Source organism: Nitratireductor alexandrii (assembly GCF_004000215.1).
GTDB classification, from domain to species: domain Bacteria; phylum Pseudomonadota; class Alphaproteobacteria; order Rhizobiales; family Rhizobiaceae; genus Mangrovimarina; species Mangrovimarina alexandrii.
In genome coordinates, this window is the sequence record NZ_RBVY01000010.1 from 185,459 (window position 1) to 199,017 (window position 13,559).

The 13,559-nt window shown below is 65.0% G+C and carries 11 protein-coding genes; 6 read left to right on the forward strand and 5 right to left on the reverse strand.

The window, feature by feature from the left end:
* Positions 1-167: 167 nt before the first annotated feature.
* From EP380_RS20555 to EP380_RS20575, 5 genes are read right to left on the reverse strand one after another with little or no spacing between them, the layout of a single operon-like run.
* Complete coding sequence (locus EP380_RS20555) at positions 168-1,184, reverse strand: CobW family GTP-binding protein (protein ID WP_127600419.1); 1,017 nt, start codon at positions 1,182-1,184, stop codon at positions 168-170.
* Between the two features lie 2 nt (positions 1,185-1,186).
* Positions 1,187-3,493 carry a xanthine dehydrogenase family protein molybdopterin-binding subunit gene (locus EP380_RS20560; protein WP_127600421.1) on the reverse strand — a complete coding sequence of 769 codons (2,307 nt, stop codon included), beginning with the start codon at positions 3,491-3,493 and terminating at the stop codon, positions 1,187-1,189.
* On the reverse strand, positions 3,490-3,975 hold the full coding sequence (locus EP380_RS20565; protein WP_106570783.1) for a (2Fe-2S)-binding protein: 486 nt from the start codon (positions 3,973-3,975) through the stop codon (positions 3,490-3,492). Before EP380_RS20565 ends, EP380_RS20560 begins: the two co-directional genes overlap by 4 nt.
* A complete protein-coding gene (locus EP380_RS20570) occupies positions 3,975-4,835 on the reverse strand; it encodes an FAD binding domain-containing protein (RefSeq protein WP_127600423.1) in 861 nt (286 codons plus the stop codon). Before EP380_RS20570 ends, EP380_RS20565 begins: the two co-directional genes overlap by 1 nt.
* Positions 4,836-4,894: 59 nt before the next feature.
* On the reverse strand, positions 4,895-5,650 hold the full coding sequence (locus EP380_RS20575) for a GntR family transcriptional regulator (protein WP_238719956.1): 756 nt from the start codon (positions 5,648-5,650) through the stop codon (positions 4,895-4,897).
* Positions 5,651-6,085: 435 nt separating this feature from the next.
* Between EP380_RS20575 and EP380_RS20580 the strand changes: the two genes are divergently transcribed.
* The 6 genes from EP380_RS20580 to EP380_RS20605 all read left to right on the forward strand — a co-directional run bounded on the left by EP380_RS20580 (position 6,086) and on the right by EP380_RS20605 (position 13,413).
* The gene (locus tag EP380_RS20580; RefSeq protein ID WP_127600425.1) at positions 6,086-7,387 is read left to right on the forward strand and encodes an amidohydrolase family protein; all 1,302 of its coding nucleotides are present in this window, start codon (positions 6,086-6,088) and stop codon (positions 7,385-7,387) included.
* Positions 7,388-7,472: 85 nt separating this feature from the next.
* A complete protein-coding gene (locus EP380_RS20585) occupies positions 7,473-8,423 on the forward strand; it encodes a BMP family protein (protein ID WP_338036312.1) in 951 nt (316 codons plus the stop codon).
* A 418-nt stretch (positions 8,424-8,841) separates the two neighbouring features.
* A complete protein-coding gene (locus EP380_RS20590; RefSeq protein ID WP_238719957.1) occupies positions 8,842-9,879 on the forward strand; it encodes an ABC transporter permease in 1,038 nt (345 codons plus the stop codon).
* Between the two features lie 7 nt (positions 9,880-9,886).
* Positions 9,887-10,819, forward strand: coding sequence for an ABC transporter permease (locus EP380_RS20595; RefSeq protein ID WP_106570777.1), 933 nt, complete (start codon positions 9,887-9,889; stop codon positions 10,817-10,819).
* A gap of 10 nt (positions 10,820-10,829) precedes the next feature.
* The gene (locus EP380_RS20600) at positions 10,830-12,374 is read left to right on the forward strand and encodes an ABC transporter ATP-binding protein (RefSeq protein ID WP_127600427.1); all 1,545 of its coding nucleotides are present in this window, start codon (positions 10,830-10,832) and stop codon (positions 12,372-12,374) included.
* Between the two features lie 145 nt (positions 12,375-12,519).
* Entirely contained in the window at positions 12,520-13,413 is an 894-nt protein-coding gene (locus tag EP380_RS20605; RefSeq protein ID WP_127600429.1) for a LysR family transcriptional regulator, read from the forward strand.
* The last annotated feature ends 146 nt before the right edge of the window (positions 13,414-13,559 follow it).

Genomic DNA, 13,559 nt, shown 5'->3' on the forward strand with positions numbered 1-13,559 from the left:
CCTAGGCGGTCGCAGACGCTTCAACTTTCCGATTTTCCCGACATTCCCGTTTCTCCCGACGACAGGCGGACGATCATTTTGACCTATGTCCCCGCGAACGGAACAGGCAAAAAATCGCCGGCGCGAAGGCCGGCGACAGGTGGGGTGTCCTGGGAGGATGGGTCGTCTCAGGCGAGACAGGTTTCGAGCATTTTCTCGATCTCGGCGCGGTCGATGTCGCGGCCGATAAAGACCAGCTTGGAATAGGGGCGGTCCTTGCCCCAGGCGTGGTCGGGGCGAAAATCCATCAGCTTGTGGACGGCCTGGAGCACGAAAAAGCGGTCGTCGTCCTCGATCGCGAGAATCCCCTTGGTGCGGAAGATCGCGTCGCCGTTTTCCTGGAGATAGGCCGACAGGGTCGCCTCCAGCCTGGCGCGGTCGAAGGGCCTGTCGAAGGTGAAGGATTCCGATGCCACCGTCTGATCGTGCGTGTGATGGTGGTGATGATGATGGTCGTCGAGGTTCAGGAGCTTGGCGCGTTCGGCGACGTAGGAGGGCTGGAAGCCGCTGATGCCGAGAATGTTCGACAGGTCGACCTTGCCATAGCTGGCCTTCAAGATGTCGGCGGTCTCGTTGAGCTTGCGCAAATTGGTTTCCAGCGCGCCGACGGCGGCATCGTCGACCAGATCGACCTTGTTGATGACGATCCGGTCGGCGGCGACGATCTGGTCGACCGCCTGGTTGTCGCGCCCGTCGAGAAGCGGATCGTCGACATGCTGGGCGATGTGCTTGGCGTCGACCATGGTCACGATGGCGTCGAGCTCGACCTGGCCGGCGACCTCGTTGTCGATGAAGAAGCTGGTTGCGACCGGGGTGGGGTCGGCCAGTCCGCTGGTTTCGACCAGGATGTGGTCGAACTTGTCCTTGCGGGCAAGCAGCTTCTGCAGCACCTCGACGAGGTCGTTGCGCACGTCGACGAAGCAGCAGATGCAGCCGTTCTGCATCTGGAAAATCTCCTCCTCCGAGGCGATCACCAGGTCGGAATCGACGTCGATCTCGCCGAATTCGTTCTCGATCACGGCGATGCGGTGGCCGTGGCGCTCGGTCAGGATGTAGTTGAGCAGCGTCGTCTTGCCGGCGCCGAGGAAGCCGGTGAGGATGGTGACGGGAACCTTGTCGCCGCCTGTGGTCTCGATGTTGGGCATTGTCATGCCTCCTTGCTTTTCGCGCGCAGGGCGTCGAGGACGTTTTCCGGCGTGATCGGGTAGTGGCGGAAGCGCACGCCGATCGCGTCGTGGATGGCGTTGGCGATGGCGGGCCCGATGGCGATGATCGGGTCTTCGCCGACACCCTTGGCCCCCCAGGGACCGCCCGGATCGGGCGCGGTCTCCAGGATGATCGTGCGGATCGGGGGCATGTCCATCGACAGCGGCATCTTGTAGTCGACGAAGCTCGGATTGAGCGAGCGGCCGTTGGTCAGGTCGATCACGTAGTCCTCGCTCAGCGTATGGCCGATGCCCTGCTGGATGCCGCCCTCGATCTGGCCGGCGGCGGCGACCGGATGGATGATTTTGCCGATCTCGTGCACCGGGATCACCTGGAGGACGGCGACCTCGCCGGTCTCGGTGTCGACCTCGACCTCCACGAAATGGGCGCCGAAGGAGTAGGATTTGGTCGGCGTATAGGTGCCGACGCCGACAAGCTGGATCGCCGGCATGCCGCGCTGCGGGGCGACCGCCTCGCCGAGCGGGATCGACCGGTTGGAGCCGTCGGTGCGCATGATGAGCCCGTCGACGATCGTCAGGTCCTCGGGGGCTGCGTCGAGCATCGGCGCGGCATGGGCCAGCACCTGGCGGCGCACGTCGGCGGCCGCGATCTGGGCGGCGCGGCCGCCCATATAGGTGGTGTGGCTGGCGAAGGCGCCGATGTCCCAGGGCACGACGTCGGTGTCGCCCTGGACGACGGCGATATCCTCGAACGGCACGCCGAGCTCCTCGGCGACGATCTGCGACAGCGCGGTGTGGGCGCCGGTGCCGAGGCCGGCCGTGCCGGTCAACAGCGTGACCGTGCCGTCCTCGTTCATCTTGACGATGGCGTTACCCTGTTCCTTGATGCCGGGATAGGCGCTGGACCCGTGCATTTCGCAGCCGATGCCCCAGCCGCGACGCTTGACGCCGTCGCCCTTGGGCGCCTTGCGCGCGGTGTGCCAGTCGCTCTCGGCCATGCCGCGGCGGATGCAGTCCTCCAGGCCGTGGCCGACGATGGGATGGTTGGACGGCGCGATGTCGCCCTCGCGGACCGCGTTCTTCAGCTTGAACTCGGCCGGGTCGAAGCCGAGCTTTTCGGCCGCCTCGTCGACCTGCAGGTCGATGGCGTAATAGGTCTGCACCACGCCGTAGCCGCGAAAGGCGCCGGCGATCGGCGTGTTGGTGTAGATGGCGCGACCTTCCAGATGCACGTTGTCGCAGCGGTAGAGCGAGGTCATCGCGGCGGTGCCGACATTGGTCACGCCCGGGCTGTGCGAGCCATAGGCGCCGGAATTGAAGACCACACGCGCCTGGCGCGCGGTGATGCGGCCGTCCCTGGTGAACCCCTGCTTGAGCCAGATCTTGCCGGGATGACGCGACCGGCCGCCGAAGAAGGTCTCCTTGCGGGAAAACTCCATGCGCACAGGCCGCGCGGTTTCGCGTGCGAGCAGGGCGGCCAGAAATTCGTGCTGGAACAGGTCCTGCTTGGCGCCGAACCCGCCGCCCATGTGGTCGACCACGACGCGGACCTTATTGAGCGGGACGCCGAGAACCTCGGCCAGCGCGCCGCGCACCATGAAGGCGGTCTGGGTCGAACTCCAGATGGTGAGCTTGCCGTTGCCGTCCCACTGGGTGACGCAGATATTGGGCTCCATATAGGCGGCGGTCGGGCGGCCGAGCTCGTATTCGCCCTCCAGGACGAGGTCGGCCTCGGCAAAACCCTGCTCGATGTCGCCGCGTTCCACGATCACCGGCGGCAGGACGTTGTTTTCGTCCAGGCCGTTGTCGTGGAGGGCCGGGGCGCCGGGTTTCAGCGCGTCCTCGACGGTGAAGACGGCCGGCAGCGGCTCGTATTCGACCTCGATCAGGCCGAGCGCTTCCTCGGCGATTTCTTCGCTGACGGCCGCGACCGCGGCCACGCCCTCGCCCCAGTAGCGCACGCGGTCGTCAAGAATGTACTGGTCCCTGGTGACGGAGGCCGAGCGCGGATGCGGCGAGCCGTAATGCAGGACGCGGGGCACGTTCTCGTGGGTGAGCACGGCCTTGACGCCCTTGAGCGCCAGCGCCTTGGAGGTGTCGATCGCCTTGATGCGGGCATGGGCGATCTCGCAGCGCTTGATCTTGCCGTGCAGCATGCCGGGCAGGATGATGTCGCCGGCATAGACGGCGCTGCCGGTAACCTTTTCCAGCGTGTCGGAGCGCTTGACGCTCTTGCCGACGACCGAGAAGGTCTGCCTGGTCGCGACGGGAAGGTCGTGAACGGTCATTGCGCCCTCGCTTTGTTCAATTCTTCGGCCGCGCTCTGAACGGCCTCGATGATCTTGGTGTAGCCGGTGCAGCGGCAGATATTGCCGGCCAGCGCGAAGCGGATCTCGTCCTCGCTCGGGGCGGGGGTTTCGTCGAGCAGGGCCTTGGCCATCATGACGATGCCGGGCGTGCAGAAGCCGCACTGGGCGCCGCCGTGCTCCATGAATTTCTCCTGCAACAGATGCGGTCTGTCCGGCGCGTGCTGCAGACCCTCGATGGTCAGGATATCGGCACCTTCGGCCTCGACGGCCAGCACAAGGCAGGCATTGACGGGCTTGCCGTCCATGATGATCGTGCAGGCGCCGCAATCGCCGACGTCGCAGCCCTTCTTGGTGCCGGTCAGGCCGCCTTCGCTGCGCAGCACATCAAGCAGGGTGCGGTTGGCGGGCGAGGGCAGCTCGTGCTCCTGTCCGTTGACGGTCATTGTGACGATACGGGTCATCAAACGCCTCCCATGGCCTGGCCGATGGCGCGCCGGGTCAACACGCCGACCATGTCGCGGCGGTAGGCGGCGCTGGCGCGCACATTGCTGATCGGTGTGGATTCCGCCATCGCGGCATCGGCGATCGCGGTGAAGGCGGCCGGGTCGATGGCGCGGCCGCGCAGAAGCGCCTCGGCGTTGCGGGCGCGGATCGGGGTGGGCGCGACCGCGCCGAGCGCGATACGGATTTCGGTGCAGGTGTCGCCGTCGCGCTCGAGGCTGACGGCAACGCCGACGGTGGCGAGCTCCATCGCTTTGCGGCGGCCGTGCTTGATATAGGCGCGGCCGCTTTGCGGGCGCGACGGCGGCACCGAGATGCCGGTGACGATGTCGCCGGGCACCAGGACCGTGCGGCCCGGCCCGGTAAACAGATCCTCGATCGGAATCTGCCGCTCGTCGCCGCGATTGTAGACGGACAGCGACGCGCCGTCGGCAATCAGCGGCGGAATGGTGTCGGCCGATGGCGAGGCGCGGCAGACATTGCCGACCACGGTGGCGCGGTTGCGAACCTGGATCGAGCCGAGCGCGGCGACGGCGGTGCGCAGGTTTGGATAGTGCTCGATTACCGGGGCCCAGATTTCCAGGTCGCGCGCCGTGACCAGGGCGCCGAAACGCAGACCTGTCTCGGCGTCGTAGGAATAGTCGCGCAGGCCGGGTATCTTCTTGATGTCGACGACATGGCGCGGCTTGCGCAACTCCTCCTTGATCTCGACCAGGAGATCGGTGCCGCCGGCGATGATGCTGGCCTCGGAGCCGAGATCGGCCATGAGCGCGGAGGCCTCCTCCAGGCTTTTCGGCTGGTAGTAGTCAAAACGTCTCATGGCGGCTCCATCCCTTTATCTATTTGTTCTTCAAGATCATTTCCGGCGGGCGCCGGCGGTCAGCCGGGGCGCGGGCGCGGAACCTCGTCGGCGTCCTCGGCGCCGACGGTCTTGAGGGCGCTTTCGCGGTCGGTGCGAAGCTCCCGTTCGAGTTCGCGCAGATGCTCGGTGTTGAGGCGCGCGGCCTCGGCGCCGTCGCCGCGCGCCAGCGCCTCGACGATGCGCTTGTGCGCGTCATTGCCGCAAAAGCGCGATTGGCGGACCTCGCGCGTCCACGACAGCAGCGGCTGGCGGTTGATGAGATCGCGCACGAAGCCGGTCAGGACGTCGTTGCCGGACAGTTCGGCGACGAGCAGGTGGAAGCGCCGCGACAGGTGGCGGGCCTCTTCCATGCGCCCGGCCTCGTAGGCGGCATGTTCCTCGTCGATAAAGGCGTCGAGCCTGGCGCGGCCGGCTTCGTCGAGCGTGCGGGCGAGAATGTCGAGCACCGAAGCCTCGATGACGATGCGCGCCTCGAAGATCTGTCTTGCCTCCTCCGGCGAGCACATGGCGATGGTCGCGCCCTTGTTGGGGCTGAGCTCGACGAGCCCGGCATGGGCAAGCGTAAGCAAGCCATTACGAATGGCGGAGCGGCTGGCGCCGGCATAGTTGGCGAGTTCGCGTTCGATCAACCGCGTGCCCGGCGCGATCCGGTGGCCGAGAATGGCCTCGACCACCGCGCTGACGACACGTTCTTCGGCTTCCGGTCCGCTCATCGATGCGCCGGGCGTGGCGGCGTTGCGACCGGGGCGGGTGCGAAATGGGGATTCCGGCATGCGACCTCCGCTTTGATTGTCAACAATTTATTCTTTAAGTAAAGATTGTCAACAAAAATTGGAACTGTAAAAAAATTCATTAAAATCAATACGATACAAATCGTATTCCGAAATAAGGTAATTAAAATCGATAATTTTTGAAAGATATTTATATTTATATAATTATCGCATTATGAAATGCACTATAATTTGCATATCAGAAATAATAATTGAAAAATTGTGAGTTTTTAATGTGAGATGTTCACGATTTATCCTGCTTTCAGATCGATTCATGCCGCTGGCGCTCGGCGCGCCGTATGGCTGCCGACGCTCGAGGCGCCCTGGTTCCATTTATTGATATTCAGAAAGAATTTATCTGGATAATGAATTTGCCTAATCAATGGGGCCAGGGATAGCGTTGCCGTCGATGGTGAAAGCCAGGAAAGGGAGTTTGGGATGCTGGCAAACGGCAGCGTGTTTCATCCTCGTGCCGGTCGCGCTTACATCTTGCGCGGCGGACGCGTCGTCGCCGGGGCCGGTGACATACGCAGCGCCGACATCCTCGTTGGCGCCGACGGGCGCATCGCCGGCATCGGCGAGGAGTTGACGGCGCCCGACGCCGATGTCGTCGACATTGCGAACCGTTTGGTCACAAGCGGCCTCGTCGACGCCCACCAGCATCTCGACAAGACAGGCGTGCTGCGGTTCACGCCGAACCCGTCCGGCACGTTGCAGGGCGCGCGCGAGGCCTTTGCCAAATATGCCCGCACCGCGCCGCCGGACGACATCACGCGTCGCGCCGAGCGCACCATGGCGCGCTGCCTGTCGCGCGGAACGACCGCGATCCGCAGCCATATCAATGTCGACAAGGATGCCGGCTTCAACGGCATCGAGGCGCTGGCGGCGCTGCGCGGGGCCTGGGCGGAGCGGCTGACCCTGCAACTGGTCGCCTTCATGACCCCGCATCCGGGCCAGGACCTGGAATGGCTCGACGCCAATATCGACGCGGCGGTGGAAAAGGCGGACGTGGTCGGCGGCACCCCGGCCGTCGCCGAGGACCCCTACCGCTATATGGACATTCTGTTCGGCGCTGCCGCCCGCCACGGCAAGCCGGTCGATCTGCATCTGGACGAACATCTCAACCCGCAGCGGCCGCTGTTCGATGCCGTGTTCGACCGGGTGCGCAAATACGGGCTCGAGAGCCGCACGGTGCTGAGCCACGTTTCGGTGCTGAGCGCCATGCCGCGCGCGGCCTTCGAGCGCATCCGCGACGAGATCCTCGAACTCGATCTCGGCGTCGTCACCTTGCCGGCGGCCAATCTCTATCTGCAGGGGCGCGACGCCGACATGCTGCCTCCGCGCGGACTGACGCGCGTGGCCGAACTCGTGCGCGCGGGCGTGCCGATCGCGACCGCATCGGACAATATCCAGGATCCGTTCGTGCCGACCGGTGCCGGCGACATGCTGGAGATCGGCCGCTGGACGCTGCTTGCCGGCCATCTGCGCGGCGACGAACTGAAAACCGTCTATTCGATGATGACCGAAATCCCGGCTCGGCTGATGGGCCTGGGAGCCGATTACGGCCTGCGCGACGGCGCGTTCGCCGACCTGTTGATCACCGATTGCGCCGATGTCGACACGTTCGTTGCCGGGGGCGCCGATACGATGACGGTGATCGCCAAGGGCAAACCCGTTTTCGAGATGGCCTCCAGGCCGGTCGCGGGAGACGAGCACCGCCAGCCGGCGGGGAGCGGCTGACCGGTTCCACCGGGGCCGGGACGCATGATGAAAGAAATCTGGGAGGAGCATCATGAACCTGAATAGACGCAGTTATATTGCGGGCATGGCGGTTGCGGCCGCGGTGACGATGTCGTTGCCGACGGCAGCCTGGGCCGACACGCTCAAGATGGGGCTGCTCGTGCCGGGCAGCGTCTCGGAGGAGGGCTGGAACCGTATCGGCTACAACGCGCTGAAGGGCGTGGAGAAGGAACTGGGCGCGCAGGTCAGCTATGTCGAGCTGCAGCAGAACCCGGCCTCTTTCGAAAAGGCGTTCCGCGACTACGCCAGCCAGGGCTACGACATTATCCTGGGGCATGGTTTCGAATTTCAGGATTCCGCCCTCGACGTGGCGCCGGACTATCCCGACACGGTCTTTCTGATTTCCTCGAGCCACGTTTACGAAGACAATGTGATCGGCCTCAACACCGACACCAGTCAGCCCTTCTACCTGATGGGCGTGGTCGCCGCGAAGATGGGCAAGAAGGCCGGCCTTGTCGGCGGTATGGAAATCCCGCCGATCCAGCAGGCGTTCGAGGGCTTCAGGAACGGCGCGCGCAGCGTCGATGCCGAGTTCCCGATCAGCGAGGCCTATATCGGCAACTTCTCCGACACCACCGCCACCAAGGAGGCGGCCTTGAGCATGATCGCGCAAGGCGTCGACTTCCTGGTGCCGAATGCGTCGGGCGCCACGATCGGCGGCTACCAGGCGATCGCGGAAGCGGGCAAGGATGTCGGCACGTTCAGCATCTTCAGCGATTTCACCGAGGTCGCGCCGGACCATATTCTGGGCCTTTACGTCGCCGACTACGCCCAGGGCGTGGTGAAGGTCGCGCGGATGATCCAGGAGGGCGACGTGCCGACCCAGAACTACGAGTTCGGCCTGAAGGATCCCGAGGTGATGAAGTTCACCTTCCGCGACGACGTCAAGAATCCGGTTCCGGCCGATATTCGCGCTGTCGTCGAGGAGGTCAGGGCCAAGATCGCCGCCGGCGAAATCCAGACGCGCGCCCGCTGAGGCCCGACCGCGGAGCCGGTCGCCGGCTTCCGGAAACGATCGAGCCACACCAGGCGCCATGAAGGACGGGGGCGCGCAGGGCGCGCCCTCACGGCGGCGGCGAAAGCTCGTCGCGCCGTGCCAGGTGATGATGAGGGAGGGAGCGTCGTGAAGTGTTCGAGGAGGGCTTTCTCCTACAACGACCATTCCGCCCGCCCAGTGCCGGACGATGTCCGTCACACAGTGGAGGACGCCAGGAACCGCATCATCGCCGGCGAGATCGCTACCCGCGGCCAATAGCACCATCACCCGCGCGGGTCGGCCGCCGACCGGTCTCCGCTTCCGCGCTTTCGAGAGTTTTTTCAACGACGACAGGATCATGGCGAACATCGAAAACGAGCGGCCAGGCGCCGCGGATACCGATCTTATGGGAAATGCCATGAGCATGTTGGTTCGGATCGCCCAAGCGATCGCCTTGCCCGCCGCGGCGGTTCTCGTCGCGCTGATCTGCGGCGGTATTTTGCTGAGCCTGAACGGCTTCAACGGCTGGGACGTGTTTTCGGTGATGATCGTCGGCGTGTTGCAGGACACGCGCTCGATCGCGGAGATCCTGCTGAAGTCGATCCCGCTCATCCTGATCGGCGTCGGTCTGTGCGTGGCGTTTCGCTGCAGCATCTGGAACATCGGGGCGGAGGGCCAGCTCTATGCCGGGGCGGTCGCGGCGACGATCGTCGGCGTGGCCTTCGAGGGGCTGACGCCCTGGATCTACGTGCCGCTGATCATGGTGGCCGGCGCCGCCGCCGGCGCGGCCTGGGCCGGGATCGCCGGCCTGCTCAAGGTCTATTTCCGCGCCAGCGAGATCGTCACCACGATCATGCTCAACTATATCGCGCTGATCGGGACCAGCTATCTCGTCACCGGTCCGCTGCGCGACGCCGCCTCGGCCTATCCGCAATCGGCGCGGCTGTTGAAGGAGGCTTGGATGCCGCGCATCCTGCCGCCGACGCGGCTGCATATCGGCATCCTGGTCGCCGTCGCCCTGGCGATCGCCTTCTATATCTTCCTGTTCCGCAGCAGTGCCGGCTACGCCGTGCGCGTGGTCGGCATCAATGCCAACGCGGCGCGCTATGCGGGCATCAATGTCGGCCGCAACATCATGATCGCCATCTGCATCAGCGGCGGCATGGCCGGGCTGGCCGGGGCGTTCGAGATCGCCGGCGTCACGCGCCGGCTCTACCAGAACATCTCGCCCGGTTACGGTTTCGAGGGCATCGCCGTTGCGCTTCTGGCCAACAACAACCCGATCGGGGCGATCTTTTCCGGCGGGCTGTTCGCCATACTGCGCTCCGGGTCCGAACTGATGCAGATCACCGCCCAGGTGCCGCAGGTTCTGGTGTCGGTGATCCAGGGCATGGTCATTCTCTCGGTCGTCGCCTTCGGCGTCTACCGGTTCCGCTCCGCCTCCCGTTCGCAGTAGGTTCATCATGGAAGACGTCGCGACACTCGGTTTCATCGCCACCACGATCGGCGCCTCCTGGCGCCTGGCGACGCCGCTGATCTTCGCCGCGATCGGCGAGGTGTTTTCGGAACGCGCCGGCGTGCTCAATATCGGGCTGGAGGGCGTGATGCTGGTCGGCGCCTTCGTCGGTTTCGCCACCATGTTCACCTATGGCAGCCTGCCGCTCGGACTGGCCTCGGCGATCGGCGCCGGCATGGCCGTCGGGCTGCTATTCGCCTTTTTCACCATCACCATCAAGGCCAACCAGATCGTGGTCGGTGCGGCGATAAACCTGCTCGGGATGGGACTGACGGCCTTTTTGTTCCGCACCTATTTCGTCGGCACCGGCCGCGGTGTGGAAATCGCGCAGCCGCTCGACATTCCCGGGCTCAGCGATCTGCCGTTCTTCGGCGAGGCGTTTTTCCGTCACAACGCCATCGTCTACAGCACGCTGCTTGTCGTGGTGCTCGCGGTGGTGGTGCTCTACAAAACCTCGTTCGGCCTGACCCTGCGCGCCGTCGGCGAGCATCCCAAGGCGGTCGACGTGGTCGGACGCAGCGTGGCCGCCTATCGCTACGGGGCGGTCATGATCGGCACCGGACTGGCCGGCCTCGGCGGCGCGTTTCTGACGCTTGGCCATTCCAACCAGTTCGTCGAGAACATCACCTCCGGCCGCGGCTTCATCGCACTCGCGGTGGTGGTGTTCGCGCGCTGGTCGCCGGTGGGCGCGTTCTTCGTCGCGATGCTGTTCGGCCTTTTCTATGCGCTCCAGCTCCAGCTTCAGGCGCAGCCGGCGCTCAACATTCCCTATCAGGCCCTGCAGGCGCTGCCTTACGTGATGACCATCGTCGCGCTGGTGATGGTGCGCAACAAGGCCGACACGCCGAAGATGCTCGGCGTCCCCTATAACAAGGCGTGAGGCGGGATCGATGACCACACAGCCCTTCCTTCGCATGGACAATATCCACAAGCGCTTCGGCGACCTCGTCGCCAGCGGCGGCGTGACGCTCGAGGTGGAGGAAAACGAGATTCACTCCCTGCTCGGCGAGAACGGCGCCGGCAAGAGCGTGTTGATGAACATTTTGTGCGGGGTCCTGTCTCCGAACGAAGGCCAGATCGTCTACAAGGGGGCGCCGTTGCGGCTGGGCTCGCCGCGCGAGGCGATCCGGCACGGCATCGGCATGGTGCATCAGCACTTCATGCTGGTGCCCAACCTGACGGTGGCGGAAAACTACGTGCTCGGCCAGGGCATGCCGGCACGCGTCATCACCGACATGGGCGACGTGCATGCGCGGATTCGCGACCTGTCGGAGCGCTACGGGCTCGACGTGCGTCCCGACGCGCTGATCCAGGACCTTTCGGTCGGCGAACAGCAGCGGGTCGAGATCTTGAAGGTGCTGTTTCACGGCATCGACCTTCTGATCCTCGACGAGCCGACGGCGGTGCTGACGCCGCAGGAGACCGACCGCCTGCTGGTGCTGTTGCGCGACCTCGTGAAGGACGGCAAGACGGTGATCTTCATCTCGCACAAGCTCGACGAGGTGATGACGGTCAGCGACCGCGTCAGCGTGATGCGCGATGCCAAGGTGGTGTTCACGACCCGGGCCGCCGACACCAATCCGCGCGAACTGGCGCGCATGATGGTTGGCCGCGACGTCCTGATGGACCTGCCGCGCACGAACGGGGCGCCGGGCCGCGCCGTGCTTCGGGTCGAGGGGCTGAGCTGCGACAACGAGATCGGCCTGCCGGCGGTACGCAACGTCTCGCTCGAGGTTCGCGAAGGCGAAATCGTCGGGATCGCGGGCGTGTCCGGCAACGGGCAGAGCGAACTCGCGCTCGCCATGACCGGGCTGTTGCCGGTCACGGCGGGCACGATTTCGCTCAATGGCGAGGAGATCAGCCGACTGCCGCCGGATGAGGTCAATCGCCGGCCGCTCGCACACATTCCCGAAGACCGCCACAAGATGGGGATCGTCTTGCCGCTGGCGCTGACGGAAAACGTTCTGCTGCAGCGCTACAACAGGCCGCCCTTCGCCAGGCACGGGCTGTTGAAATTCGGCACGATCGCCGAGCACACGCGCGACCTGATCCGCCGGTTCCGGGTCAAGGCGTCGGGCGAGTTCGACCTGATCCAGAACCTGTCCGGCGGCAACCAGCAAAAGCTGGTCGTGGCGCGCGAGCTTGCCCGCGATCCCGATTTCCTGCTGATCAACCAGCTGACCCGCGGCATCGACATCGGCGCCATGGAACTGGTGATGCAGGAAGTGCTCAAGCAGCGCGAGGCGGGGCGGGCGATCCTGCTGATTTCGACCGAGCTGGAGGAGTTGTTCGCCATTTGCGACCGCATTCTGGTGATGTTTCATGGCGAGCTGGTCGGCGAGCTGCCGCCCGACCGGAGCCGCATCGAGGAGATGGGCCTGCTGATGGCCGGCGACAGGCAGGAAGCGGCCCGACTGGCCGCCGCGTGTGTGTGATGCGCGAGCGCGGACGGCACTCTCATTCAAAATTCGAAACAATTTCGCGAATATTGTCGGATTGAAAATCAATCGCGATAGCGTCACCCTGCCGGATGGAGATGGCCGCGACGGCCATCGGACCCAGCAGGACGGAACCCGCCGTGTGAACGTAACGCTTCGCCAGATCCAGGCCTTCGTCGCCGTGGCGGAGCTTGGCCGTTTCAACCTTGCCGCCGGCCGACTGAACCTGACCCAGTCGGCGATCAGCATCCTGATCAAAGAGCTGGAGACCGAGCTCAGGCAGAGGCTGTTCGACCGCCATACCCGCATGGTCAGCCTGACGGGGGCGGGGCGCGAGTTCTTTCCCCAGGCCCGCAAGGTGCTGGAAGACCTGGAAATCGCCGTCGACAGCGTGCACGAACTCGCCTCGCTGCGGCGCGGGCGGGTTCTGGTGGCCTCGGCGATCGTCCTGGCCGCCACCTTTCTGCCGCCGGTGATCGCCCGGTTCAACCGGCGCTATCCCGATATCAGCGTGCAGGTGCGCGACATGCCGGAGGAGGAGATCCGTCCGGCCTTGAAGCGCAACGAGGTCGATCTCGCCATCGGGACGGTCGCAGACGAGGACCCGGAGGTGGAATCCACCCATATGATGCGCGATCGGCTGATGCTGGTGTGCCGGGCCGACCACCGTTTCGCGCGCCAGAAGAATGTGCGCTGGTCGGATCTGTCCGGCGAGGCGCTGATCGCGCTGGCGAAGGAAAATCCGCTGCGCGACCTCGTCGACCGGGCGCTGCTGCGCGTTGCCCCGGATGTCCGGCCGTCCTACGAGGTGCGGTTCTCGACCACCGCGATCAGTATGATCGCGGCCGGGCTTGGCGTTTCCGTGCTGCCCGAAAACGCCCGCCAACTCGCGCCGCTGGTCGACGTCAAGGTGATGGAGCTGGTCGAGCCGGCGATCAGCCGCGACGTGTCGGTGCTGCAGCACCGTCAGCGCGCCCTGTCGCCCGTGGCCCAGAAAATGAAGGAATATCTGCTCGACGCCGAACGCGAGCGCTGAGGCCGGGCGAGGGCGGGCAGCCAAGCTGGATCAGGCCCGCCGGGGCGTTTCTTCACACTGTTGCGTAACGCCGCCGGCGGGCGATGGCTGGGAGGGAGGCGTATGCCTCCCCGGCTCAGAACACGACGACGCTTCGGATGCTTTCG